This is a genomic window from Exiguobacterium sp. SH0S2, from assembly GCF_004337185.1.
GTDB classification, from domain to species: domain Bacteria; phylum Bacillota; class Bacilli; order Exiguobacteriales; family Exiguobacteriaceae; genus Exiguobacterium; species Exiguobacterium aurantiacum_A.
This window is the reverse complement of the sequence record NZ_SJVB01000001.1, coordinates 448953-472897: the sequence shown is the minus strand read 5'-3', so window position 1 is coordinate 472897 and position 23945 is coordinate 448953. Positions and strand designations below refer to the sequence as shown.

The window sequence follows — 23945 nt, the reverse complement described above, 5'->3', positions numbered from 1 at the left end:
TGTGAAAAAAAGATGAAAACTTAAAGCAAGAACGATAGACAGCGCTTTCAGTTTTTCGTTACAATAGATATGCCGATATTAAAGGGGACTAAGGGGGAAACTAAATGAATATCCATGAGTATCAGGCGAAAGAATTGCTTAGAACGTTTGGAGTGGCCGTACCTACGGGCTATCCGGCTTTCACGGTAGAAGAAGCAGTTGCCGCCGCCGCCAAGCTAGACGGTGAATTGAAAGTAGTCAAAGCACAGATCCACGCAGGTGGCCGCGGGAAAGCCGGCGGCGTCAAACTTGCCAGAACGGATGAAGAAGTAAAACAGTACGCGACAGAGATTCTCGGTAAGACGCTCGTCACGCACCAGACTGGACCTGAAGGAAAAGTCGTGCAGCGCCTCTATATCGAAGAAGGTTCTGCCATCGATCAAGAATTTTACTTAGGACTTGTGCTTGACCGTTCGATCGGCCGAATTGTCATCATGGGTTCATCTGAAGGCGGTATGGACATCGAAGAAGTCGCTGAACATACTCCTGAAAAGATTCATAAAGAAATCGTCGACCCGGTCGTCGGACTCCGTCCGTTCCAGGCGCGCCGTCTTGCTTTCAAGATGGAAGTGCCGACTAAACTCGTCAACAAGTTTAGCGACATGGTCATGAAGCTTTATAAAGTGTACGTCGAGACGGACTGCACGATTGCGGAGATCAACCCGCTCGTCACGACGAAAGACGGTAACGTCGTCGCGCTCGATGCGAAATTGAACTTTGACAGCAACGCGCTTTATCGTCATACCGACATCGTCGATCTTCGTGACACGACGGAAGAAGATCCGCGTGAAGTCGAGGCGTCGAAACACGACCTTAGCTATATCGCCCTTGACGGCAATATCGGCTGTCTCGTAAACGGTGCCGGCCTCGCCATGGCGACGATGGATATCATCAAGCACTACGGCGCCGAACCCGCTAACTTCCTCGATGTAGGCGGCGGTGCGACAAAAGAAAAAGTCACAGAAGCGTTCAAATTGATTTTGTCGGATGACCAAGTCAAAGGAATCTTCGTCAACATCTTCGGTGGCATCATGAAGTGTGACATCATCGCCGAAGGAATCGTCGCGGCGACAAAAGAAATCGGACTCGACTTGCCACTCGTCGTCCGCTTAGAAGGAACAAACGTGGATGCGGGAAGACGCATTCTCGATGAATCTGGACTTGCGATCACTTCTGCGACCTCGATGGATGATGGGGCAGAAAAAATCGCGGCACTCGTTCGATAAGGGGGAAACGACATGAGTATTTGGGTGAATCAAGATACAAAAGTGATCATTCAAGGGATCACGGGGAAACAAGGTATGTTCCACGGCGAACAGATGCTAGCGTATAACACGAAACTGGTCGGCGGGGTCACACCTGGTAAAGGTGGTACGACCGTACTCGACAACGTACCTGTGTTTAACACTGTCTCTGACGCGGTCGAGGCGACCGGTGCGAACGCATCGATCATCTACGTGCCACCAGCTTTCGCGGCCGACTCGATCATGGAAGCGGCTGATAGCGGCATCGAACTCATCATCTGTATCACGGAAGGGATTCCTGTCATCGACATGATCCAAGTGAGCCGCTATCTCGAGGACAAACCGGCCCGTTTGATCGGACCGAACTGCCCAGGGATCATCACGCCGGGTGAGGCGAAACTTGGCATCATGCCAGGCTACATCCACACGAAAGGCCATGTCGGCATCGTCTCACGTTCAGGGACGCTCACGTATGAAGCGGTCCATCAGTTGACGACGGCCGGAATCGGCCAATCGACTGCGGTCGGGATCGGTGGGGACCCGGTCAACGGGACGAACTTCATCGACACGCTCCAAGCGTTCAACGAAGATGAAGACACGCTTGCGGTCATCATGATCGGCGAGATCGGTGGGACGGCTGAAGAAGAAGCCGCTGAATGGGTCAAGGCGAACATGACAAAACCGGTCATCGGTTTCATCGGTGGTCAGACGGCTCCTGAAGGCAAACGGATGGGCCACGCTGGAGCGATCATCTCAGGCGGAAAAGGAACGGCCGCTGAAAAAATCAAGACGTTAAACGCAAACGGGATCGAAGTCGCCGAGACACCTGCTGTCATCGGTGAGACACTCATCCGTGTGCTTAAAAATGAAGGTCTGTATGATGCTTGTGTCACGGGACAACCGACGACGTAAGACCAATCGGAATGAGGGGTGCGCGCATCCCTCATTTTTTTAAAGGAGATTGTGATGAATCAAACAATAGCTCGTTTTGCGGCAGAACGTTTGCCGGTCGAGTTCGTCCATCATTACTTATCAAATCCGGGTCTGACGGAACGGAATTCGTTCCATCCGAACGTATGGAAAAAAGCGAATCGGGCGTTCCGTTCAACGGTCACGTATGACCGTTTTTTGACGTGGGAGGACGAATTGTTCCCACGAATGCTATTACATATCCCCAACCCTCCGTACTGTTTGTTTTATCAGGGCGATTTAGAGGTACTACAAGAACAAACGACCGCTTTGGTCGGGAGTCGTGAATTGAATCGGATCAGTCGACCGCTCGTTGAATATTTACACCCTTTAATAGAAGAAACTGTATCGATTTCAGGCGGTGCGCTCGGTATTGACGGACTCGTTCATGAGTTGGCAGTCAGGCGGAACCGACCGACGATTGCGGTCCTCGGTTCCGGCTTTTCGCACATGTATCCACATGTTCATCACCAACTGTTCGACCAGATCTCGAAACAAGGATTGCTCCTCAGTGAATATACTCCGGAAACACCTGTCAAAAAATTTCAATTTTTAGAACGAAATCGAATTGTCAGTGGATTAGGCGACCGGCTCGTCGTCGTCCAAGCGAGACGAAAGAGCGGGACGATGAATACGGTGAGTCATGCGCTCGAGCAAGGCAAGACGGTGTTTGCGGTGCCGGGAAGTCCGCTCGATCCGTTAGCGGAAGGACCGAATAAATTGATTGAAGAAGGAGCGATTCCTTTGACGAATCCCGACCAAATTTTGAATGGTGCGATGATTGCACGTTGACAAACGGTCGGTAACATGAATATTATGGTAGGGATTTAAATGACCTCCAAAAGGGGAGCAGATGTATGGCAAAATATTTGGTGATCGTCGAATCACCTGCGAAAGCAAAGACAATTAAACGTTATTTAGGATCAAATTACACGGTAAAAGCGTCCATGGGTCACGTCATCGATTTACCGAAGAGTCAACTCGGTGTCGACGTTGAACATGACTTTGAACCGAAGTACATCACGATCCGTGGAAAAGGCCCAGTGTTAAAAGAACTGAAGACGGCCGCTAAAAAAGCGACGAAAATTTTTCTCGCGGCTGACCCGGATCGCGAAGGGGAAGCAATCGCCTGGCACTTAGCCCGTGCCCTCGGCGTCGATGAAACGACAGAATGTCGTGTCGTCTTCAACGAGATCACAAAAGATGCGATTAAAGAATCATTTAAACATCCACGCAAGATCAATCACGATCTCGTCGACGCCCAACAGGCGCGACGGATTCTCGACCGTCTTGTCGGATACGGGATGAGCCCGTTGTTATGGAAGAAAGTCAAAAAAGGTTTGTCAGCCGGTCGTGTTCAATCCGTCGCTGTCAAAATGATCATCGACCGCGAACGTGAAATCAACGCCTTTGACCCGGAAGAGTACTGGACGATTAAACTGATGCTCAACCATGAGGGTGAGACGTTTGAGACATCGTTCTACGGAAAAGACGGGAAAAAGATGGAGTTGAAGACGGAAGCGGATGCCGACGCCGTCCTCAAGACGATCGATGAGTCATTCAAAGTCATCGATGTCACGAAGAAAGAGCGGAAGCGTAACGCATCGCTACCGTTCACGACAAGTTCACTCCAACAAGATGCGGCCCGGAAACTGAACTTCCGCGCCAAGAAGACGATGATGCTCGCCCAACAGCTTTACGAAGGAATCGACCTTGGTAAGAAGGAAGGGACTGTCGGGTTGATCACGTATATGCGTACCGACTCGACACGAATTTCTGACTTGGCGAAAGACGAAGCGAAATCGTATATCGAATCGACGTTTGGTGCAGAGTACGTCGCCTCTCAAAAGCAGAAAGAGAAAAAAGCGGCGAACGCACAGGATGCCCACGAGGCGATCCGGCCGACGTCGGCGTTACGTGACCCGGCTTCGATGAAGGCGTACTTGTCACGGGATCAACTCCGATTGTATAAACTCATCTGGGAACGGTTGGTCGCGAGTCAAATGGCGCCAGCAATTCTTGATACGGTGAAAATCGACGTCGAATCGAACGGCATGATTTTCCGTGCCAACGGATCGACCGTCAAATTCCCAGGTTTCATGAAAGTGTATATCGAGTCAAAAGACGACGATATCGAAGACACGAACTTAGAGCGGGAAGGATTGCTTCCGCCGCTTGAAGTCGACGACCAGGTCGCATTCGAGACGGTCGAGCCGAAGCAACACTTCACCCAGCCACCACCGCGTTACAGTGAGGCGAGACTCGTCCGAGCGATGGAAGAGCTCGGCATCGGTCGTCCGTCGACTTACGCGCCGACACTCGACACGATCCAAAAGCGCGGTTACGTCGTGCTTGAAGAGAAAAAATTCATTCCGACCGAGCTCGGAGAACTTGTCATCGAGATGATCGATGAGTACTTTAACGACTTCATCACGGTACAGTTCACAGCCGACATGGAGACGCTTCTTGATTCGATCGCCAATGAAGAAGTCGAGTGGACGGAAGTCGTTGCCCCGATTTACCGGTCATTCGAGAAACGTTTGAAACGGGCCGAATCCGAAATTGAGAAGATCGAAGTGAAAGACGAGCCAGCCGGTATCGATTGTGAGATCTGCGGTTCGCCGATGGTCATCAAGATGGGACGGTACGGCAAGTTCATGGCTTGTTCTGGATTCCCGAACTGTACGAACACGAAGCCGGTTCAAGTCGAAATCGGCGTCCCGTGCCCGAACTGTAAAGACGGACAAGTCGTCGAGCGCCGCAGTAAGAAAGGTCGCCTGTTCTATGGCTGCTCGAACTATCCAGACTGTGAGTTCGTCTCATGGGACAAACCGGTCGCGAAACCGTGTCCTGAATGCGGTAAGTTGATGGTTGAGAAAAAGATTAAAGATGGCGTCAAATATCAATGCACGAACTGTACCCATACCGAGGTACATCAGTTAGAGGAGGATTAACCTTGCAGCAACGTGTAACTGTGATCGGAGCGGGCCTCGCCGGCTCCGAGGCGGCTTGGCAACTCGCAAAACGCGGGATTCAAGTCGATTTGTATGAAATGAGACCAGTCCGACAGACGCCGGCGCACCATACGGATCAGTTTGCTGAACTGGTCTGCTCGAACTCGCTTCGGGCGAACGGACTTCAAAATGCGGTTGGTGTGTTAAAAGAAGAGATGCGCACACTCGACTCGCTCATCTTGAAAGCGGCGGATACGGCAAGCGTTCCGGCCGGTGGCGCTCTCGCCGTCGACCGTCACGACTTCGCGGGCTTCGTCACCGACACGCTCAAGAATCATCCGCTCGTGACGGTACACAACGAAGAGATTAAACAGATTCCGGACGGGATCGTCATCATGGCGACGGGACCGCTCACGTCTCCTGACTTGTCTGCTTCATTGAAAGCTTTCACCGGTGAAGATTATTTATACTTCTACGATGCGGCCGCTCCGATATTAGACGGAGAGACGATCGACCGAGAGAAGGTCTACTTGAAGTCACGTTATGACAAAGGCGAGGCGGCTTATCTCAACTGTCCGATGACGGAAGAAGAGTTTAATCTGTTTTACGAAGAGCTCGTCAAAGCCGAAGTCGTACCGCTCAAAGAGTTTGAGAAAGAGATTTACTTCGAAGGCTGCATGCCGTTTGAAGTGATCGCTCAACGCGGGAAGAAGACGCTCTTGTTCGGACCGATGAAACCGGTCGGACTCGAAGATCCGAAAACAGGTAAACGTCCGTTTGCGGTCGTCCAACTCCGCCAAGACAATTCGGCCGGAACGCTCTATAACTTGGTCGGGTTCCAAACCCACCTCAAGTGGGGCGAGCAAAAACGGATCATTCAATTGATCCCAGGTCTCGAGAATGCGGAGATCGTCCGTTACGGTGTCATGCACCGGAACACGTTCATCAATTCACCGAGCCTGTTGAAACCGACGTATCAGGCCCGTACTCGCGATACGCTATTTTTCGCCGGTCAGATGACCGGTGTCGAAGGCTACGTCGAGTCAGCCGCGTCAGGACTACTCGCCGGAATCAACGCGGCGAAGCTGGTTGCCGGTGAAGAGCTGCTCGTCCTCCCGCGCGAGACGATGCTCGGTTCGATGGCGCATTACATCACGACGACAGACGGGAAGCACTTCCAACCGATGAATGCAAACTTCGGTCTCGTGCCGTCGCTCGAAGATGCGCCGAAGAAGATGAAAAAGCAAGAACGCTATGAGCGCTATGCGAATCGTGCCCTTGAGACGATTCAGCAATATAAAGAGATTTAAGGGAAAGGAGCCAATTTTTGGTTCCTTTTTTTGTGAATTTAAATTTCAATTGTGTAATTTGTGCAATACTTTGAAAATTTTCAGATTATTGAAGGGGTTTCTATTGTCACCTCTGATTCTGTATGCTATGCTAATTTCGATTTGACGGGAACATGCGTTTTTAAGCTGAAAGCAAGGGGGCGAGAGGATGGGATTCGCTGAGGATCAACAATCATTTTTACGCTATTGCCAAGTCGAACGAAGACTGTCGCCTCATACGAAACGCTCTTACGAACAAACACTCGAACAGTACGCCGCTTATTGCCAATCGACACATCAAGAGCCATTTGATGTGCAGTCGGCGCGGCGTTATTTATATGTCCTTTACGAGAATGAAGCGGCGACGACGACCGTTTCCCAAAAAATCTCCTGCCTCAAACAGTTCGGGAAATTTGTGGCTCGAGAAACCGGGAGTGAACCGCTGTTTCATGACTTGACGTCGCCGAAACGTCGCAAGACGCTGCCGACGTTTGCCGTACCGAGCGAGGTCGAACACCTGCTCATGACGGCAAACGGCCAAGACGACCCGTTCCTGCGGGCACGTGATGTCGCGCTTGTCGAAGTGTTGTACGGGACCGGGATGCGTGTCGCCGAACTTTGTGGCATGGACATATCGTCATATGATGCGGCGCTCTCATTCGTTCATGTCATCGGGAAAGGCAAGAAAGAACGTTACATCCCGCTCGGGCAATTTGCCGTCGAAGCGTTAGAGCATTACCTTGAGTTAAGGCAAAACTGCGCTGCGGCACACGAAACGGCATTATTCGTTAGTCAAAAAGGGAATCGAGTGACAACAGACCAAATTCGTTACGTGATGAAGCGACTCCGGAAACTCGGCGGACTTCAAAAACCGTTAACACCGCATTCGTTACGTCATAGTTTTGCGACCGACCTGCTCGAACGCGGGGCCGATTTACGTGCCGTCCAAGAGTTGCTCGGACATGAGTCACTATCGACGACCGGTCGTTACACACACGTATCGACTGAACGCCTGCGAGCGGTCTATCAAGCCACACATCCGAGAAAGTAGGGGGTCATTCTATGTTTCATGCAACAACTATTTTCGCAGTCCGGCACGATGGAAAATGTGCGATGAGCGGAGATGGGCAAGTCACGTTTGGCAACGCCGTCATCATGAAAAACAAGGCTAAAAAAGTGAGACGGTTATATGGCGGGAAAGTCGTGGCCGGTTTTGCCGGTAGCGTGGCCGATGCGTTCACGTTATTTGAAAAGTTTGAATCAAAACTCGAGATGTATAACGGGAACTTACCGCGAGCGGCAGTCGAACTCGCCAAAGAGTGGCGCGGCGACAAGATGCTTCGTCAGCTCGAGGCGCTTCTCATCGTCATGGATGCGGAACATCTCTTACTCGTGTCCGGGAGCGGCGAAGTGATCGAACCGGACGATGGCATCCTTGCGATCGGTTCAGGTGGGAATTATGCGCTAGCAGCGGGACGCGCTCTCGTACGTCACTCACCGGAGAAAACAGCCGAACAGATTGCTCGCGCCGCCCTAGAGATTGCCGGTGAATTATGCGTCTATACGAACGACCAAGTTATCGTAGAAACGATCGGAGGCGATATAGAATGAAACGTGAATTGACACCACGTCAAATCGTAGCTGAGCTAGACCGGTTCGTCATCGGGCAAAAAGATGCCAAACGTGCGGTCGCGATTGCACTGCGCAACCGTTACCGTCGCCAGAAGCTAAGTGCTGACTTACGCGACGAAGTCACCCCAAAGAACATTTTAATGATCGGTCCGACCGGTGTCGGGAAGACGGAGATCGCGAGACGTCTTGCCAAGCTCGTCGGTGCCCCGTTCGTGAAAGTCGAAGCGACAAAATTCACTGAAGTCGGATACGTCGGACGGGACGTCGAATCGATGGTCCGAGACCTTGTTGAAGACTCGGTGCGCCTCGTGAAGGAAGAAAAGAAAGAAGACGTGAAGGAACCAGCGGAAGCCGCTGCGACCGAACGTATTCTCGATGCACTGCAAGGTAAGGCTAAAGTTGAGCCGACAGCCGCAAACCCGTTCGAAGCGCTGTTTGGCGGTCAAGGACAGAAGACGCAAGAACCGACGGACGATCAATCGACTGATCGGTCTCAATTACGTAAGTTGCTTGAACTCGGCGAACTCGAAGAGCGATTGATCGAAGTCAACCTTGAAGAGAAACAGACAGTTGATTTGTTTCAAGGACAAGGGATGGAAGGCTTATCGAATCTTCAAGACATGCTCGGCCAAATCGTCCCGAAAAAGCGGAAGAAGCGGAAGCTCCCGGTTCGAGAGGCTCGCCCGCTCATCGTTGCCGAAGAGGCGGAAAGTTTGCTCGACATGAATGAAGTACATGACGAGGCGGTACGACGCAGCGAACAGATGGGCATCATCTTCGTCGATGAGATCGATAAAATCGCGACGAAGTCACAAGACCATGCTGGCGTCTCTCGTGAAGGTGTGCAGCGAGACATCTTGCCGATTGTCGAAGGCTCGACCGTCGTCACAAAATATGGTCCCGTCAAAACGGATCACGTGTTATTCATCGCGGCAGGTGCTTTCCATATGGCGAAGCCGTCAGATCTGATTCCTGAACTGCAAGGTCGTTTCCCGATCCGTGTCGAGTTGAGTAGCCTGACCGAGGAAGATTTCGTCAAAATTCTGACGGAGCCGTCACAAGCGCTCATCAAGCAGTACAAGGCCCTTCTCGAGTCAGAGGAGATCAGCGTCGAATTTACCCACTCGGCCATCGAAGAGATCGCGAAGATCGCAACGCACGTCAACCGAGAAACTGATGATATCGGAGCGCGCCGTCTCTATACGATCATGGAGCGCGTGCTCGAGGACTTATCGTTTGAGGCGGCCGACATGCCACAAACACACGTCGAGATCACACCGGCGTATGTGAAAGAAAAAGTCGGCTCGATCGCGGAAGATCGAGACCTTAGTCAATTTATTTTATAAGAATTCTGTATGCACATACAGGGAGGAAAATTAGAATTATGAACTTACTAGATAAAACACGTCAATTGAACACGATGCTTCAGCAAGAGGCGAGCGCGCACGTCGACTTTAAAGAGATGGCAGATAAGATGCGTGAAGTACTCGAAGCGAACACGTTCATCGTGAGCCGTCGCGGTCGCTTGCTCGGTTTCGCCATTAAACAACAGATTGAGAACGAGCGGATGAAGGCGTTCCTAGTCGATCGTCAGTTCCCTGAACCGTACGCATCGAACTTGTTCAACGTGAAAGAGACGACGGAAAATATCGGCATCGATAGCGAGTATACGGCGTTCCCGGTCGAGAACCGTGAGCTGTTCCTTGATTCAATGACGACGATCGTCCCGATCATCGGTGGCGGGGAACGACTCGGTACACTCGTTCTCGGCAGACTGAACAACGAGTTCACTGAAGACGACCTCGTCCTCGCAGAATATAGCGCGACAGTCGTCGGAATGGAGATCCTCCGTGAGAAAGCAGCGGAAGCAGAGGCGTCGGCGCGCAAGAAAGCCGTTGTCCAAATGGCGATCAATTCGTTGTCTTATTCAGAGCTTGAAGCGATCGAGCATATATTTGAAGAACTTGGGGGTAATGAAGGCCTGTTAGTTGCTTCCAAAATTGCCGATAGAGTGGGAATTACTCGCTCTGTGATCGTCAACGCGTTGCGCAAGCTTGAAAGCGCTGGCGTCATCGAGTCACGTTCGCTCGGAATGAAAGGAACGTATATCAAGATATTAAATGATAACTTCTTGTTTGAATTGCAGAAGCTGAAATCAAATTAAAATCGAGCGAATATCCGTTAGATTATAGCTAAAAGTCCTATCAATTAGGACTTTAGTTGCAAAAAGGCGTCCCTTTGTGAAAAAGGGCGTCTTTTTTTAGTGCAAAAGTAATTATTTTCAGAATATGTCGTGAATTCGACAAAAACAGACGATACCATTTACCTGTTTTAATAAAAATATCTTTCAGAACTGTTACAGATTTGTTTCAATGAAGTAGTAGAATTTCCAAATAAGGTATATACATGCATTCTTTTAAGTGAAAGTGAGTGAGACGCATGAATTGGATCGGCACAGATTATCAATTAATGAAGCAAGCGATCAATCATTCGGTCATGAATCAAAAAGTGATCAGTCATAACTTGTCGAACATCGATACGCCGAACTTTAAAGCGAAACAGGCTGTGTTCGAACAGACGTTAAGCAACGAGATGCGCCTAAAGTTAGCCGGTGGCCGTCCGAGTGACCGCGGTGGTGCAACGAAAATCGTTGACCGGGCCGGAGGGGCGATGCGAAGTGACGGGAACAGTGTCGATCTCGATTATGAGATGAGTGAACTGGCCCGTAACCAACTGCAGTATGAGGCGATGATGGAACAATTGAACCGTCGACTCGGTGGACTTAAAACCGTTATTAGAGGAGGACGTTAATTATGGGTATGTTCGATAGTTTTCACATATCCGCTTCGGCACTCATGTCTCAGCGCCTTCGGATGGATACGGTGTCGGCGAACATCGCGAACGCCCAGACAACTCGCGGCAAACTTGTCGATGGGGAATGGCAGCCGTATACACGGAAAATGACGGTGCTCCAAGAAGCGCCGTTTCGTCAACAGCTGTCGGCGGTGAGCGGAGGCGTCAAAGTTTCAGGCATCGTCGAAGACGAAAGTCCTTACAAACTCACATATGACCCGAGTCACCCGGATGCGGATGAACGGGGATACGTTCAGATGCCAAACGTCGACCTGTTAAAAGAAATGGTTGATTTGACAGGTGCGACAAGATCATATGAAGCGAACATTGCAGCGATGAATGCGTCAAAAGCGATGCTCGTTAAAGCGCTCGAAATCGGTAAAGGATAAGGAGTGACAGACTATGCAAATTAACCCGATTCAATTAATCGGTAACCAGACCGCGGCTCTGCCGACAGTGAAAGAGACACCGTCTCAGTTTGGGTCATATTTGAATGAAGCGATGCAGTCGCTCAATGAAGTTCAACAGGCAACGAGTACGGCACGGAAAGACCTCGCCGTCGGTAAAGCCGATCTTCACCAAGTCATGATCCAAAGCGAAGAGTCGTCGATTGCGATGCAACTCGCCATTGAGGTGCGAAATAAAGCGGTTGAGGCCTATCAAGAAATGATGCGAATGCAAGTTTAATGAAGAGGATGACGAGTTGCGATGAATGATAAGTTAAAAGAACAATTCAGCTCACTGGCCGGCCCACTGAAGGCGATGCAAACAAAACGTAAAATCATTTGGGGCATCGTCATCGTCGGCATACTTGTCGTCGCGGTGCTCTTGACGGTTTGGCTCTCGCGCCCGAACATGGCTCCTCTCTACACGAACCTCTCGGCCCAAGAGGCTGGAGAAGTGACAGAAAAGCTGACGGCTGATGGGGTGAAGTCAGAAATCAAAGCGACATCGAACGGTGTCAGCGTCTACGTGCCGAGCGAGCAAGTCGACCAATTGAAAGTTAACTTGGCAGCCGCCGGGATTCCAAAGTCAGGCGCGATCGATTACAGCTTCTTCAGTGAGAACGCCGGATTTGGAACGACGGATCGAGAAATGGCAGTCATCGAACGAAGCGCGATGCAAACCGAACTCGAACGTTTGATTACACAAATCGAAGGAATCAACCAAGCAAAAGTTATTATCTCGCTTCCGGAGAAATCGGTGTTCTTGGCCGAAGACCAAGGGGAGCCGACGGCTTCGATCGTCCTAAATTTAGGAGCAGGTACGAATCTTGAGCCGGCGACGGTCAAAGGACTTTATCATTTGATCAGTAAGAGTGTTCCGAACTTAAAACCGGAGAACATCTCGGTCATGGACCAATATTTCACGTATTACGATTTGGATCAATCGACGATGGCCGGTGGGACTTCGACCGACCCGTTAGCACTGAAACGCCAAGTCGAGAAAGACGTACGTCAACAGATTCAACAAATGCTCTCGGTCTTACTCGGAGAACGTAGCGTGCTCGTCTCGGTCACGGCCGACATCGACACGACCCAATCGGCAGAAGAGCAAAACCTGGTAACCCCGGTCAACGAGGATACGATGGAAGGGATTGTGACGTCTGCTGAACGGATCGCTGAAGCGTATACGGGGGGTACCGGTGCGGCAGCAGCGGCAGGGACCGGCGAGAACGATACCGTCAACTTCCCGGCTGCCACTGGAACCGGGGAAGAAGAAAGCGAAAAAAACCATGAAATCATCAACTATGAGGTCAATCGCATCACGAAACAAATTCAGAACGCCCCCTACACGATCCGTGACCTCGGTGTTCAATTGATCGTCGAGCCGCCAGACGGCGCTCAAGCAATCGACCCGCAACTTGAGGGCGACCTTGAGACGATGATGTATTCAATCATCCGGACGTCGCTCGCTAAAACGGGCGAGGCGTTGACAGAAGCGGAACTCGAACAGAAAGTCGTCGTCGTGTCACGACCGTTCGCTGAAACGGAAGAAACGGCAGTGGCAGAACAGCCGACAGCGTGGTGGATGTATGCAGCCGCAGCTGGTGCCGTCGTCTTGCTCGCACTTCTATTCTTCGCCATGCGAAGACGGAATCAGCAACCGGTTTCGGAAACGAATGAATGGGAAGTACCGTATGAAGACGAAGTACCCGATCTCGACTTGGAAGAGCGAGGCGAAGGTGCCGTCAAGAAGAAACAGTTGGAGAAATTGGCAGAGAGTAATCCAGAAGAGTTCGCCAAGCTTCTTCGTACTTGGATGTCTGAGGAGTGAGTACTGTGAACTACGCAAAACAACCGAACCGAGAAAAAGCGGCCATGCTCATGATCTCGCTTGGACCTGAAGTGGCGGCAAGTGTATATAAACACCTGTCCGAAGAAGAGATGGAGCAGTTGACGCTACAAATATCGGCACTCCGAAAAGTGTCGTCTGAACAAAAGGAAGCCATTTTAGGAGAATTTCATGACCTGGCGATGGCACAGAGTTATATCACCCAAGGTGGCATCGGGTTTGCGAAAACGGTTTTAGAGAAAGCGGTCGGAGAAGAGAAGGCGATGGCGTTGATTCATCGTCTCACTTCGACGCTGCAAGTCCGACCGTTTGAATTTGCCCGAAAAGCCGATCCGAAGCAGTTGCTCAACTTTATTCAAAACGAGCACCCGCAGACGATCGCCTTAATCTTGGCTCATCTTGAACCGGTCAAGTCCGGGCAAATCTTGTCGGAACTTCCACCAGAGATTCAGTCGGAGGTCGCGAAACGAATCGCGACGATGGATCGCCTCAACCCGGACGTCATTCATGAGATCGAACAGATTCTTGAAAAGAACTTATCACAAACCGATATGCAAGATTACGCCCAATCCGGTGGGATCGAGGCAGTCGTCGAAGTGCTTAACGGTGTCGACCGGACGACGGAGCGGACGATTCTTGACGCGCTCGAGATCGAAGACCCGGAACTCGCGGAAGAAATCAAAAAGCGGATGTTCGTCTTCGAAGATATCGTCACGCTCGACTCGCGTGCGATTCAACGGATTATTCGCGAAGTCGCCAACGACGACCTTCTGCTCGCGCTCAAAGTATCTTCCGAAGAGGTCAAACAGATCATCTTCAAAAACATGTCGCAACGAATGGTCGATACGTTCAAGGAAGATATGGAGTTCATGGGACCGGTCAGACTGCGTGACGTCGAAGAAGCACAAAGCCGCATCGTCGGAATCATCCGCCGCCTAGAAGATGTCGGAGAAATCGTGATTAGCCGTGGTGGAGGAGATGACATCGTTGTCTAACGTAATCAAACGTCAACGAGCGATGCCGCTCGAACCACAACGAATTGATTCGCGGCCATTCCTTGAACCGATTTCAGAGGTTATGGTCGAACGTAATCATGAACAAGAGTTAGAAGTAAGGTACGCTTCCCTCCGCCAAGAGGAAGAAGCGATCAAGCTACACCGTGAAGCAGTGGAACATGAGCTTGAACTGTTACGAGAACAAACGCTTGAGGCTGCTTATCAGGAGGGGCACGGGTCAGGTTTTGACCTAGGACGTCAAGAAGGAAAGTCAGAGTTCGATGAGCTGACGGCCCGATTGAACATGGTCAGCGCCGAACTTGAGAACATGTTCGAACAGAAATGGCGAGATGCCGAAACGAAGTTAGTTGATTTGGCCGTCGAGATCAGTGCACGTGTCACGACCGATCTCGTCCGAAACGAGGAGGCGTTGTTCGCCGACATGATCCGCGAACAACTGCTTCGCCAGATCGATGCCGAAGCGTTGACCGTCTTCGTCCACCCGACGCGACTAGCGTCAATCCAACGTTTCGAGTCGATGTGGCAATCCGAACAGATGCCGCCGTTGAAATATCGGGCCGATGTCTCGTTGACAGAGACGAGCGTGCGGATCGAGACGCCACATCATGGCAACGAGCTCGACGTATCGTACAGTTTTGAACGAATCCGTTCCAAGATTGAGGAGGTTCTATCCGATGGCGCTTATTGACCGCGTATTCGACACAATCACCGCTGCTCCAGAAGATGAGTATGTGCGTAAAGTCGGTCGTGTCTGCCGCGTCGTCGGGCTGATGATCGAATCGAACGGTCCGAGCGCGTTTATCGGTGAGCGCTGCCTGATCGAGTTACCGTCCGGCCAAACGGTTGAAACCGAGGTCGTCGGCTTCAATGAAGAGCGCGTCTTGCTCATGCCTTACGGAGAAACGACACAGATCGCCCCAGGTTGTATCGTCAAAGGGACGGGGCACATGCTCCAAGTACCGGTCGGGTTCGAACTGATCGGTCAAGTCCTTGACGGGCTCGGGCGCCCTTTATCGGGTGAAGCGATGCCGACTGGGAAACGCTACGATGTTCTTCGAAAACCGCCGAACCCGTTAGAACGTCCACGCATTTTAGACGTTTTGTCGACCGGGGTCCGGATCATCGACGGGTTATTGACGGTCGGGAAAGGCCAACGTGTCGGTTTGTTTGCGGGGTCAGGCGTCGGGAAATCGACATTGCTTGGCATGATCGCTAAACGCTCATCGGCAGATATAAACGTGATCGCATTGATCGGCGAACGGGGACGAGAAGTAAAAGAGTTCATCGAAAAAGAACTTGGTCCTGAAGGCATGGCTCGATCGGTCGTCATCGTAGCGACGAGCGATCAACCCCCGCTCGTGCGTTTGAAGGGCGCTTACACGGCGACGGCGATCGCAGAGTACTTCCGGGACCAAGGCAAAGAGGTCGTCCTTATGATGGACTCAGTGACCCGATTCGCGATGGCCCAACGAGAGATCGGGCTAGCGACCGGAGAACCACCGACATCGAAAGGATATACGCCTTCCGTGTTCGCGATGCTTCCGCAACTGCTAGAGCGGAGCGGGACGTCCGTCACCGGTTCGATCACGGCGTTTTATACCGTCCTCGTTGATGGGGACGATATGAACGAACCAATCGCGGATGCCGTCCGTGGGATTTTAGACGGTCACTTCGTGATGGACCGTTCGCTCGCCAACCGAGGGCAGTTTCCGGCGATCCATGTCTTAAAATCGATCAGTCGGGTCATGAACCAGATTGCTTCACCTGTACATCGCGATGCCGCGCAGACGTTTCGGAGTTGGCTCGCCACTTATCTAGACGCGGAAGACTTGATTAACATCGGAGCCTATAAAAAGGGCACGAATCCTGCGATCGATACAGCAATCGATGAATATCCGGGACTGCTCACATTTTTAAAACAGTCGATTGAAGAAGAGGCATCGATCGAGCAGACGCTCGATCGTCTTGTCGGAATTGCGAGAGGTGAATCATGAACAAGCTGTTGTTAGAACGCATCATGCCGATTGCCGAGCATGCAAAAGAAGAATCGGCGACAGAGATGAGAGGTCATAAGGCGCGATTCGAAGCCGAGATGGAGACGCTGTATCGATTAGTCGTGACGTATGAGACGCTCATGAAGAGTCAAGATGAACAATCTGGTGTGATTGACCTGCTCATGTTCCAATATCGTGAAAAGGCGAGGGAACAGTTAAAGCGTCAAATTGAGACGCAACAACTCGTCGTGCAACAGTCGCGGAACCGTTACAATCTGGCTCAAGAGCGTTTGCTCGGAAAAGTTGTCGAAGAGAAAAAATATGTAACGTTGCATGAGAAGGTCAGCCAAAATGAAGTGGCCGTCTCGAAACTTACCGAACAACATTTTATCGATGAGTTGGCAGTGATTCATCACGGGAAAGGGAAGTAAGCTGATGGAAAAAGAGAACAATAAGCGAGGTAGACAGCTCTTGGTCGCTCTTGTCCTCGTCCCGGCAATCTTTTTACTCGTCGGTGGAATCGTCGTCATGAACTATGCGATGGACCGGCCGCTATTATCGGTGCCGTTTATAGAAACGCGCGAACAGGCAGACAAAGATGAGGCAGTTGAAACAAAAGTCAATGTCACCGGCATTGACGCGGACACGACGAATCGATTAAAAGTCGCGAACGCTGAGATTGAAAAACTTCGCACTGAAAACGTCGAATTGACGAATGAAGTGAAAGCGAGACAAGAAGAAGTATCGGACTTGATCAAAGAGCGGGACCGACTCGTATCTGAACTCGGAGCCACTGCGGAAGCGGAAGTGGAGGAAGACACGTCGAACGTGTCTCGTGTCTATGAAGAAATGTCCGCTAAACAAGCTGCCGCGATCATGAACGAACTCGAGAGCCCGCAAGTAGCGACGATCTTAAAAGAACTGTCGCCGAAACAACAGGCCGACATATTGGGACGGATGGATGCGCAACAGGCTGCCGTCGTCACGCAATTGCTCCAATGAAACGTGAAAGGAGGAAGAGATGATGAATATCGCCTTATTTGCTCAAGCGGTCCAAGGAACGACAGCGAAAGGCGGGGAGACAGGATCTACCCCGACCGGACAGTTTTTAGACCTGCTTTCATCGATGCTCGGCGCCTCGACGGAAGCGTTGGCTGAGTTGGAAGCTGCGCCGACGACACTCGCACCGAATGCGCCAATTGTGACAGATAGCGCCCTTCCGCTCGAGAACTTGTCGAGCCAGCTTGAACAGTGGTTACAACAACCCGATAGCTTAGAGTGGTTAAAGTCTTTGCCACAAGACGCCTATCGTAAGTTCATGGACGCCTATATCGGCATCATCGCCCAAGCAGGTGCAGGCACAGGAACAATCGAGGAAACGGTCTCGTCAGACGTCGTAACCACGTTAGCTGCCGCCCAAACGATTTTACCGGGCGCGATGATGTTAGGAAAGACGGAACGCGAGGCGTTGGCCGGAAAACAAAACCAGCCAACCGTAAACGAGAACGTCCAAGTTATCCAGCAAATCGTTTCGCAATTTAAAGGGAGTTTAACCCAGACTTCAAAACATATTCCCCTCCCTTATCAAAATGAAACGCCGGCGAATGTATTACCACAAGCTGGAAAAGAAAGCGTCGACTGGTTGCCGAAAGGCATGACGTGGTCACGACCACAGATCGACTCGGAAACGGTCATGTACGCGTCTAAAGGGTCGCTTCCGGAGAACCTCCAAGCCCGAATCGAGGCTGCTCTTCAAAGAGCACCGTTCCGAAGCGGGGCCGATGGGTCGAAAGTGTTCACCGTTCGCCTATATCCGGAACAGCTAGGTGAACTCGTCGTCAAACTCGAGCGCCATAACGGTGAACTCGTCGTCAAGCTGTTCGCGAGCAACCAAGAAGCAAAACAGTTGCTCCAGTCGCAAATGCAACAACTGCAACAGACGCTCCAGCCGCTGTCGCAGCATATCCGGGTCGAAGTGAGTTTGACGCAACAAGCGCTCGAAGCGAAATCATCGACGTTTAGCGAGTCAGACCAACCTGAACCAGAACAACAGGAACAACCGAAAGGGGAACCCGACGATGACGACCATCCAACCGAAGACGAATGATTATACGTTACCCGATCAATCGCTGCCTAAAGCGACGAACCAATACGATAAGGACATGTTCTTAAAGCTATTGATGGCCCAGCTTGGCAACCAAGACCCGATGTCACCGATGGAAGATCGCGAGTTCATCTCACAAATGGCTCAATTTTCATCACTCGAACAAATGCAGACGATTTCAAAGCAACTTGATTCAGTACTCGTCGATCGTCACATGGCTTCGATTTCCGAGTTCAGTAATATGATCGGCAAGACAGTCGACCATAAAACGGAGACTGAGACGGAGACGATCAAAGGATCGGGACGTGTCGTCTCGATTTCAAGAACGGATGAGTCAGGTTACATGGCCGATCTCGAAGACGGCAGCTCGGTAAGCGTCTACAATATTACGTCCATCAAACAAGCATAAGGGGGATTCATCATGTTAAGAGCAATGTACTCAGGAATCAGTGGATTAAAGAACTTCCAGTCAAAGCTTGATGTCGTCGGTAACAACATCGCCAACGTCAACACGTTCGGGTATAAAAAAGGCCGCGTCACGTTCAAAGACCTCGTCAGCCAGCAAGTCGGTAGCGCTTCAGGCGGTAACGGATTAACAGCCGGCGGGATCAACCCGAAAGAAGTCGGTCTCGGGGGCACGATGGCTACGGTCGATAACGTCTATAACCAAGGCGCGATGCAAAACTCAGGTCGGGCGCTCGATGTCGGGATCTCCGGTGAAGGCTTCTTCGCAGTAAACGTTAACGGCCAAACCCAATACACACGAGCCGGTAACTTTTATACAGATAATGCCGGGGATATCGTCAATGGTGATGGGGCTTACGTCCTTAGCACAGCGGGCGCTAAAATCACTGTGCCTGCCGGAGCGAAGTCACTATCGATTGGAAAAGACGGACAAGTCAGTTATGTCAATGCTGCGGGCGTTTCAACAGACGTCGGTCAAATTCAAGTCGTCACGTTTGCCAATAACGCCGGTCTATCAAAAGTCGGAGCGAACAACTATATTCAATCGCAAAACTCAGGGGATCCAAACCCAGGAATTCCAGGCGAAGATGGACGTGGTGAACTCGTCTCGGGCGCCCTCGAGATGTCGAACGTCGACTTGTCTGAAGAGTTCACCGAAATGATTATCGCGCAACGTGGATTCCAGGCGAACACACGGATCATCACAACGTCAGACGAGATTTTACAAGAACTCGTCAACTTGAAACGCTGATGATACGCGTCACGACATTGCGGGGTGAGGAATTTGTCTTGAACGCCTTGTTCATCGAGACGGTCAAGGCCGAACCTGACACGATCATTCATTTGTATAACGGCAAGACTTATATCGTCACAGAGACGAAAGATCAAATCATCGATCGGACGACGGCATTTTACGGCTCGATCGGGTTGATGGGAACGACAGTCACAAGAGGTGAAGAAGATGAGTGAAGAAAAACCAAAAGGAGGCGCCATGAAAATGGTGCTCATCCTGCTCGTCGTCCTGCTCGTCATGGGGGGCGCTGGGTTTATGACTTATAAATATGTATTCGGTGACAACGTGACGGCTAAAACGAAACCAGTGACGGCAGAAGAACTCGCCGAGCGCAGCTTCACGACCGAGGATATGACGACGAACATTCAAGACGAACGGTTCATCAACGTCCAATTCACGATTGTGACCGATGCGGCTGAGACGAAAGAAGATCTTGAACTTCGTAAGTTCCAAGTCCATAACGTCATCCTCGGTGATTTGGCGGGGATGACGAAGGCACAGCTCACGACGAAGGAAGATATGCAGAAGTTCGAGCAATCCCTTCGCGAGCAATTAAACGGACTGCTGGAAAAAGGTGAGGTCCAGCGCGTCTATATGACGAAGAAAATTATACAGTGAGGTGGCATCATGGGAGAAGTACTGTCTCAACAAGAAATTGATGCCCTGTTATCAGCGCTAAGCAGTGGAGATGTCGAAGCCGATTCCTTTTTGAATCAAGAAGAAGAACGAAAAGTACGGCAGTATGACTTCAAACGGGCCGTCCGTTTCTCTAAAGATCAAATTCGTAGCTTGACCCGGATCCATGAACACTTCACACGGATGCTGACGACATTTTTCTCGGCCCAACTTCGGACGTATGTCCAGTTCACGGTCAATTCAGTCGAACAGCTTCCATACGATGAGTTCATTCATTCGATTCCGAGTATGACGATGATCAACTTGATCGAGGCGCCCCCGCTTAACGGTCGGTTCATCATCGAAGTCAATCCGAACATCTCTTACGCGATGTTGGATCGACTGCTCGGGGGACCTGGCGTCGAGATTGAAAAAGTCGAAAGCTTCACTGAAATCGAGATGCGAATCTTGACCCAGCTATATAAACGAGCTTTTGCCGGTTACGGGGAAGCGTGGGAGTCGATTGCCGAAATCAAGTCCGAAATGACGGCCGTTGAAGTGAACCCACAGTTCCTTCAACTCGTGTCACCAAACGAGACGGTCGTGCTCATTTCGATCGGGGTCACGATCGGAGAAGTGAGCGGGACGATTAACGTCTGCTTGCCGTTCGTGACGATCGAGCCGGTGCTATCGAAACTATCGAGTCATTACTGGATGCAGGAGGCGAACCGCCGCAATGCGAGCGGGAACAGTCAAGAACCGCTCAAAGCCCAATTGATGAACTCGACGGTAGAAGTCGTGTCCCTGCTCGGGGAGACGACAATCACGTTCGGTGACTTGTTGCATTTAGAAATCGGTGACTGTTTGACGCTCGATCAACTAGTGAAAGACCCGCTATCCGTCCTAGTAGGGGAAAATAAAGTGTTCAGAGGGCAAGTCGGTGTGAGTGGGAAGCGGATGGCGGTCCAAGTGCTTCACCGGGTGAAGGAGGAAGAGCAATGAGTGAGATGTTGTCACAAGATGAAATTGACGCGTTATTACGAGGAACGAACGACAGTTCGCCAAAGCCGGTAGACGAGAGCGAAGAACATCTCGACTCGATGGAAAGCGACGCCCTCGGAGAGATTGGAAATATCTCGTTCGGAAATTCCGCGACGGCGCTGTCGACGTTACTGCAACAAAAAGTAGAAATCACGACCCCGGTCGTCAGTGAAGTGACGATCGATGAGCTCAGAGAGCGTTATCCGACACCTCACGTGGCGCTTCGGGTCGGTTACACCGAAGGGTTGAAAGGGGAGAACGTCCTCGTCTTGACCCGCGAAGACGCGGCCATCATTTCTGATTTGATGCTCGGTGGGACCGGGATCGGCGTCGATCCGGAGGGGCTCGATGAGATTCGGTTATCGGCCGTTCAAGAAGCGATGAACCAAATGATGGGGGCTGCGGCCACATCGCTCTCGACCGTGTTCTCTAAAAAGATTGATATTTCGCCGCCGCTCGTCGAAGTGTTCGATGCGACGAAAAATCAAACGATCATTGACCGGCTTGAGCTTTGGGAAACGATGGTGCTGATCGAGTTCAATTTGAAAGTCGGCACGTTGATTGATTCAAAAATTGTCCAAATTGCCCCGATTCAATTCGGGAAGCAACTCGTCAACGAACTGATTGCAGCTACGACGTCAGCCCCGGCCGCGCCTAAACAAGAGCAGCCGAAAGTTCAAGCGGCGGTCACACCAGCGAAAGCTTCGGCACCTGCTCCGGTACGCACTGAAAAAACGTCAGCCCCAGAAGTGGCGGTCAGCCAAGCCGAGTTCATGCCACTCCACGCCCCGACGTCAAACGATTCGGTGCCGGCAAACCTAGGCTTGCTGTATGATGTGCCGCTCAACGTGACGGTCGAACTCGGCCGGACGAAACGGTCAGTGCGAGAAGTGCTCGAACTGTCGCAAGGGTCGATCATTGAACTTGATAAATTGGCGGGGGAACCTGTCGATATTTATGTGAACCAACAACGCATTGCCCGCGGCGAAGTCGTCGTCATCGAAGAGAACTTCGGGGTACGTGTGACAGAAATCATCCAACCGCATGAGCGGATTGGAATCGTTTAAGGAGGAAGAATAATGAGTGCAAAAATTTTGGTGGTAGATGATGCGGCGTTCATGCGCATGATGATTAAAGACATTTTAACGAAGAACGGGTTTGAAGTGGTCGGCGAGGCAGAGAACGGTATTGACGCGGTCGCAAAATACCGTGAACTCACGCCAGATCTCGTCACTCTCGACATCACGATGCCAGAAATGGACGGCCTGGCGGCATTGAAAGAAATTCGCGGGTTCGATTCGAACGCCAAAGTCATCATGTGTTCGGCGATGGGACAACAGGCGATGGTCATCGATGCGATCCAAGCGGGAGCGAAAGACTTCATCGTGAAACCGTTCAACGCGGAACGTGTCGTCGAGGCAGTTTCGAAAACGGTCGCACAATGAACAAGTGGTGGTTGATTTTCCTGCTCGTGGTCGGGCTGTCTGTGCCGGCCACGGTCGAGGCCGCCACCGTGGATAAACAGTTCGAACAACAGCAGCCTGAAGCCAAAGATCAATCTGTCCCTACGACCGTCTCGACGGTCGGGACGTTGGTCAAGGTCGTTTTGAGTTTAGTTGTCGTAATTGGAGGATTCCTCGTCTTGATGCGTTGGTTAAACGCACGGACGCAAGGTGTGAAGACGGCGCAACATATGAAACATCTCGGCGGGGTACCGCTTGGGAAGGACCGCTCGGTGCAGCTCGTCAAGTTAGGGGAGCAAGTATACGTGCTCGGTGTCGGTGAATCGATTCAATTGATTGATCGAATCGATGCGGAATCGATTGATGAAGCAGCGTATGACGCGCCTTCACTGAACACTTCGAACACATCAACGTTCTTAGATACGTTCAAACAACAACTGTCACAGATTGAAGAAGTGAGGAAGAAGCAATGACGACGATTGAACAACTGATCAATTTAGAAACGCCGGACAGCACGTCGACTTCGATTAAATTATTGGTCGTATTGACACTGCTCACGCTGGCGCCGTCATTCTTGATTTTGATGACTTGTTTTACACGTGTCGTCGTCGTTCTTTCATTCATTCGGCCAGCCTTAGGGACACAACAGACCCCACCGAACCAATTGATCATCGGGCTCGCCTTGTTCATCACGCTGTTCGTCATGTCTCCGGTCTTATCTGATTTAAACGACAAGGCGTTGTCTCCATATATGGACGACGAGATCAGTCAAGATGAGGCGTTCGAGGAAGCCGGTAACACGATGAAACGATTCATGGCAAAGTATACGCGACAGGAAGATTTGCAACTGTTTATCAAATACGGGAATTATGAGCAACCGGAGTCGGTCGAAGACGTTCCTTTGCTCGCGATGGTACCAGCTTACGCCATCAGTGAGCTCAAGACGGCGTTTCAAATCGGCTTTATGATTTTCTTGCCTTTTTTAATCATTGATATGGTCGTGGCGAGTGTGCTCATGTCGATGGGGATGATGATGCTTCCACCGGTCATGATCGCTCTGCCGTTCAAATTGTTGTTGTTTGTATTAGTGGATGGATGGCACTTAATCGTGGAATCATTGCTTAGAAGTATGTAGGAGGA

General features: G+C 51.0%; 28 protein-coding genes. All 28 read left to right on the top strand.

Annotated features, from left to right (window positions below):
* Window positions 1-104 precede the first annotated feature (104 nt).
* A complete protein-coding gene (sucC, locus tag EVJ21_RS02450; protein ID WP_070327507.1) occupies window positions 105-1265 on the top strand; it encodes an ADP-forming succinate--CoA ligase subunit beta in 1161 nt (386 codons plus the stop codon).
* Between the two features lie 12 nt (window positions 1266-1277).
* On the top strand, window positions 1278-2195 hold the full coding sequence (gene sucD / locus EVJ21_RS02445; RefSeq protein ID WP_070327506.1) for a succinate--CoA ligase subunit alpha: 918 nt from the start codon (window positions 1278-1280) through the stop codon (window positions 2193-2195).
* Between the two features lie 54 nt (window positions 2196-2249).
* Complete coding sequence (dprA, locus tag EVJ21_RS02440; protein ID WP_236633395.1) at window positions 2250-3044, top strand: DNA-processing protein DprA; 795 nt, start codon at window positions 2250-2252, stop codon at window positions 3042-3044.
* Window positions 3045-3109: 65 nt separating this feature from the next.
* Window positions 3110-5206 carry a type I DNA topoisomerase gene (gene topA, locus EVJ21_RS02435; protein WP_131469609.1) on the top strand — a complete coding sequence of 699 codons (2097 nt, stop codon included), beginning with the start codon at window positions 3110-3112 and terminating at the stop codon, window positions 5204-5206.
* Window positions 5207-5208: 2 nt separating this feature from the next.
* Entirely contained in the window at window positions 5209-6516 is a 1308-nt protein-coding gene (gene trmFO / locus EVJ21_RS02430; RefSeq protein WP_370259112.1) for an FADH(2)-oxidizing methylenetetrahydrofolate--tRNA-(uracil(54)-C(5))-methyltransferase TrmFO, read from the top strand.
* Between the two features lie 187 nt (window positions 6517-6703).
* Window positions 6704-7585 carry a tyrosine-type recombinase/integrase gene (locus EVJ21_RS02425; RefSeq protein ID WP_070327502.1) on the top strand — a complete coding sequence of 294 codons (882 nt, stop codon included), beginning with the start codon at window positions 6704-6706 and terminating at the stop codon, window positions 7583-7585.
* An 11-nt stretch (window positions 7586-7596) separates the two neighbouring features.
* The gene (gene hslV, locus EVJ21_RS02420; RefSeq protein WP_071399595.1) at window positions 7597-8145 is read left to right on the top strand and encodes an ATP-dependent protease subunit HslV; all 549 of its coding nucleotides are present in this window, start codon (window positions 7597-7599) and stop codon (window positions 8143-8145) included.
* Window positions 8142-9512 (top strand): ATP-dependent protease ATPase subunit HslU, encoded by a 1371-nt coding sequence (gene hslU / locus EVJ21_RS02415; RefSeq protein WP_070327500.1) that lies wholly within the window; start codon window positions 8142-8144, stop codon window positions 9510-9512. Before hslV ends, hslU begins: the two co-directional genes overlap by 4 nt.
* A 38-nt stretch (window positions 9513-9550) precedes the next feature.
* Window positions 9551-10330 (top strand): GTP-sensing pleiotropic transcriptional regulator CodY, encoded by a 780-nt coding sequence (gene codY, locus EVJ21_RS02410; RefSeq protein ID WP_016508279.1) that lies wholly within the window; start codon window positions 9551-9553, stop codon window positions 10328-10330.
* A 275-nt stretch (window positions 10331-10605) separates the two neighbouring features.
* Window positions 10606-10977: a flagellar basal body rod protein FlgB gene (gene flgB / locus EVJ21_RS02405; protein ID WP_131465289.1), complete on the top strand. Its 372-nt coding sequence runs from the start codon at window positions 10606-10608 to the stop codon at window positions 10975-10977.
* Between the two features lie 2 nt (window positions 10978-10979).
* Window positions 10980-11408: a flagellar basal body rod protein FlgC gene (gene flgC, locus EVJ21_RS02400; protein ID WP_070327498.1), complete on the top strand. Its 429-nt coding sequence runs from the start codon at window positions 10980-10982 to the stop codon at window positions 11406-11408.
* Between the two features lie 13 nt (window positions 11409-11421).
* Window positions 11422-11706 (top strand): flagellar hook-basal body complex protein FliE, encoded by a 285-nt coding sequence (gene fliE / locus EVJ21_RS02395; RefSeq protein WP_016508240.1) that lies wholly within the window; start codon window positions 11422-11424, stop codon window positions 11704-11706.
* A gap of 21 nt (window positions 11707-11727) precedes the next feature.
* Complete coding sequence (gene fliF, locus EVJ21_RS02390; RefSeq protein ID WP_131465287.1) at window positions 11728-13296, top strand: flagellar basal-body MS-ring/collar protein FliF; 1569 nt, start codon at window positions 11728-11730, stop codon at window positions 13294-13296.
* Window positions 13297-13301: 5 nt separating this feature from the next.
* On the top strand, window positions 13302-14309 hold the full coding sequence (gene fliG / locus EVJ21_RS02385; protein ID WP_083273965.1) for a flagellar motor switch protein FliG: 1008 nt from the start codon (window positions 13302-13304) through the stop codon (window positions 14307-14309).
* Window positions 14293-15018 (top strand): FliH/SctL family protein, encoded by a 726-nt coding sequence (locus EVJ21_RS02380; protein ID WP_236636548.1) that lies wholly within the window; start codon window positions 14293-14295, stop codon window positions 15016-15018. Before fliG ends, EVJ21_RS02380 begins: the two co-directional genes overlap by 17 nt.
* The gene (gene fliI / locus EVJ21_RS02375) at window positions 15005-16324 is read left to right on the top strand and encodes a flagellar protein export ATPase FliI (protein ID WP_070327495.1); all 1320 of its coding nucleotides are present in this window, start codon (window positions 15005-15007) and stop codon (window positions 16322-16324) included. The genes EVJ21_RS02380 and fliI overlap by 14 nt, the downstream gene beginning before the upstream one ends.
* Window positions 16321-16755 carry a flagellar FliJ family protein gene (locus EVJ21_RS02370; RefSeq protein WP_016508248.1) on the top strand — a complete coding sequence of 145 codons (435 nt, stop codon included), beginning with the start codon at window positions 16321-16323 and terminating at the stop codon, window positions 16753-16755. The genes fliI and EVJ21_RS02370 overlap by 4 nt, the downstream gene beginning before the upstream one ends.
* 4 nt (window positions 16756-16759) lie before the next feature.
* Window positions 16760-17326 (top strand): MotE family protein, encoded by a 567-nt coding sequence (locus EVJ21_RS02365; RefSeq protein ID WP_131489840.1) that lies wholly within the window; start codon window positions 16760-16762, stop codon window positions 17324-17326.
* A 22-nt stretch (window positions 17327-17348) separates the two neighbouring features.
* On the top strand, window positions 17349-18431 hold the full coding sequence (locus EVJ21_RS02360; protein ID WP_236633393.1) for a flagellar hook-length control protein FliK: 1083 nt from the start codon (window positions 17349-17351) through the stop codon (window positions 18429-18431).
* Window positions 18403-18837, top strand: a complete 435-nt coding sequence (locus EVJ21_RS02355) for a flagellar hook capping FlgD N-terminal domain-containing protein (RefSeq protein ID WP_071399604.1) — start codon at window positions 18403-18405, stop codon at window positions 18835-18837. Before EVJ21_RS02360 ends, EVJ21_RS02355 begins: the two co-directional genes overlap by 29 nt.
* A gap of 12 nt (window positions 18838-18849) precedes the next feature.
* Window positions 18850-19644 carry a flagellar basal body rod protein FlgG gene (flgG, locus tag EVJ21_RS02350; RefSeq protein WP_131465281.1) on the top strand — a complete coding sequence of 265 codons (795 nt, stop codon included), beginning with the start codon at window positions 18850-18852 and terminating at the stop codon, window positions 19642-19644.
* Window positions 19644-19862 (top strand): flagellar FlbD family protein, encoded by a 219-nt coding sequence (locus EVJ21_RS02345; protein ID WP_016508262.1) that lies wholly within the window; start codon window positions 19644-19646, stop codon window positions 19860-19862. Before flgG ends, EVJ21_RS02345 begins: the two co-directional genes overlap by 1 nt.
* Window positions 19855-20304: a flagellar basal body-associated FliL family protein gene (locus EVJ21_RS02340; protein ID WP_131440263.1), complete on the top strand. Its 450-nt coding sequence runs from the start codon at window positions 19855-19857 to the stop codon at window positions 20302-20304. The genes EVJ21_RS02345 and EVJ21_RS02340 overlap by 8 nt, the downstream gene beginning before the upstream one ends.
* Before the next feature lie 9 nt (window positions 20305-20313).
* Window positions 20314-21303, top strand: coding sequence for a flagellar motor switch protein FliM (gene fliM, locus EVJ21_RS02335; RefSeq protein ID WP_070327489.1), 990 nt, complete (start codon window positions 20314-20316; stop codon window positions 21301-21303).
* Window positions 21300-22409 carry a flagellar motor switch phosphatase FliY gene (gene fliY / locus EVJ21_RS02330; RefSeq protein ID WP_131489839.1) on the top strand — a complete coding sequence of 370 codons (1110 nt, stop codon included), beginning with the start codon at window positions 21300-21302 and terminating at the stop codon, window positions 22407-22409. The genes fliM and fliY overlap by 4 nt, the downstream gene beginning before the upstream one ends.
* A 12-nt stretch (window positions 22410-22421) precedes the next feature.
* Window positions 22422-22787 (top strand): response regulator, encoded by a 366-nt coding sequence (locus EVJ21_RS02325; RefSeq protein ID WP_035385909.1) that lies wholly within the window; start codon window positions 22422-22424, stop codon window positions 22785-22787.
* Entirely contained in the window at window positions 22784-23278 is a 495-nt protein-coding gene (locus EVJ21_RS02320; protein WP_070327487.1) for a flagellar biosynthetic protein FliO, read from the top strand. The genes EVJ21_RS02325 and EVJ21_RS02320 overlap by 4 nt, the downstream gene beginning before the upstream one ends.
* The gene (gene fliP / locus EVJ21_RS02315) at window positions 23275-23940 is read left to right on the top strand and encodes a flagellar type III secretion system pore protein FliP (protein ID WP_016508219.1); all 666 of its coding nucleotides are present in this window, start codon (window positions 23275-23277) and stop codon (window positions 23938-23940) included. The genes EVJ21_RS02320 and fliP overlap by 4 nt, the downstream gene beginning before the upstream one ends.
* Window positions 23941-23945 lie beyond the last annotated feature (5 nt).

Excerpts from the sequence above, each read along its gene's own strand:
- EVJ21_RS02320 (WP_070327487.1), top strand. The coding sequence starts at position 22,784 with ATGAACAAGTGGTGGTTGATTTTCCTGCTCGTGGTCGGGCTGTCTGTG.
- hslV (WP_071399595.1), top strand. The coding sequence starts at position 7,597 with ATGTTTCATGCAACAACTATTTTCGCAGTCCGGCACGATGGAAAATGT.
- sucC (WP_070327507.1), top strand. The coding sequence starts at position 105 with ATGAATATCCATGAGTATCAGGCGAAAGAATTGCTTAGAACGTTTGGA.
- topA (WP_131469609.1), top strand. The coding sequence starts at position 3,110 with ATGGCAAAATATTTGGTGATCGTCGAATCACCTGCGAAAGCAAAGACA.
- fliF (WP_131465287.1), top strand. The coding sequence starts at position 11,728 with ATGAATGATAAGTTAAAAGAACAATTCAGCTCACTGGCCGGCCCACTG.
- fliP (WP_016508219.1), top strand. The coding sequence starts at position 23,275 with ATGACGACGATTGAACAACTGATCAATTTAGAAACGCCGGACAGCACG.
- codY (WP_016508279.1), top strand. The coding sequence starts at position 9,551 with ATGAACTTACTAGATAAAACACGTCAATTGAACACGATGCTTCAGCAA.
- fliY (WP_131489839.1), top strand. The coding sequence starts at position 21,300 with ATGAGTGAGATGTTGTCACAAGATGAAATTGACGCGTTATTACGAGGA.
- EVJ21_RS02365 (WP_131489840.1), top strand. The coding sequence starts at position 16,760 with ATGGAAAAAGAGAACAATAAGCGAGGTAGACAGCTCTTGGTCGCTCTT.
- flgB (WP_131465289.1), top strand. The coding sequence starts at position 10,606 with ATGAATTGGATCGGCACAGATTATCAATTAATGAAGCAAGCGATCAAT.
- EVJ21_RS02355 (WP_071399604.1), top strand. The coding sequence starts at position 18,403 with ATGACGACCATCCAACCGAAGACGAATGATTATACGTTACCCGATCAA.
- EVJ21_RS02380 (WP_236636548.1), top strand. The coding sequence starts at position 14,293 with ATGACATCGTTGTCTAACGTAATCAAACGTCAACGAGCGATGCCGCTC.
- fliI (WP_070327495.1), top strand. The coding sequence starts at position 15,005 with ATGGCGCTTATTGACCGCGTATTCGACACAATCACCGCTGCTCCAGAA.
- fliM (WP_070327489.1), top strand. The coding sequence starts at position 20,314 with ATGGGAGAAGTACTGTCTCAACAAGAAATTGATGCCCTGTTATCAGCG.
- EVJ21_RS02325 (WP_035385909.1), top strand. The coding sequence starts at position 22,422 with ATGAGTGCAAAAATTTTGGTGGTAGATGATGCGGCGTTCATGCGCATG.
- EVJ21_RS02340 (WP_131440263.1), top strand. The coding sequence starts at position 19,855 with ATGAGTGAAGAAAAACCAAAAGGAGGCGCCATGAAAATGGTGCTCATC.
- sucD (WP_070327506.1), top strand. The coding sequence starts at position 1,278 with ATGAGTATTTGGGTGAATCAAGATACAAAAGTGATCATTCAAGGGATC.
- dprA (WP_236633395.1), top strand. The coding sequence starts at position 2,250 with ATGAATCAAACAATAGCTCGTTTTGCGGCAGAACGTTTGCCGGTCGAG.
- EVJ21_RS02360 (WP_236633393.1), top strand. The coding sequence starts at position 17,349 with ATGAATATCGCCTTATTTGCTCAAGCGGTCCAAGGAACGACAGCGAAA.
- hslU (WP_070327500.1), top strand. The coding sequence starts at position 8,142 with ATGAAACGTGAATTGACACCACGTCAAATCGTAGCTGAGCTAGACCGG.
- EVJ21_RS02370 (WP_016508248.1), top strand. The coding sequence starts at position 16,321 with ATGAACAAGCTGTTGTTAGAACGCATCATGCCGATTGCCGAGCATGCA.
- flgG (WP_131465281.1), top strand. The coding sequence starts at position 18,850 with ATGTTAAGAGCAATGTACTCAGGAATCAGTGGATTAAAGAACTTCCAG.
- EVJ21_RS02425 (WP_070327502.1), top strand. The coding sequence starts at position 6,704 with ATGGGATTCGCTGAGGATCAACAATCATTTTTACGCTATTGCCAAGTC.
- flgC (WP_070327498.1), top strand. The coding sequence starts at position 10,980 with ATGGGTATGTTCGATAGTTTTCACATATCCGCTTCGGCACTCATGTCT.
- EVJ21_RS02345 (WP_016508262.1), top strand. The coding sequence starts at position 19,644 with ATGATACGCGTCACGACATTGCGGGGTGAGGAATTTGTCTTGAACGCC.
- fliE (WP_016508240.1), top strand. The coding sequence starts at position 11,422 with ATGCAAATTAACCCGATTCAATTAATCGGTAACCAGACCGCGGCTCTG.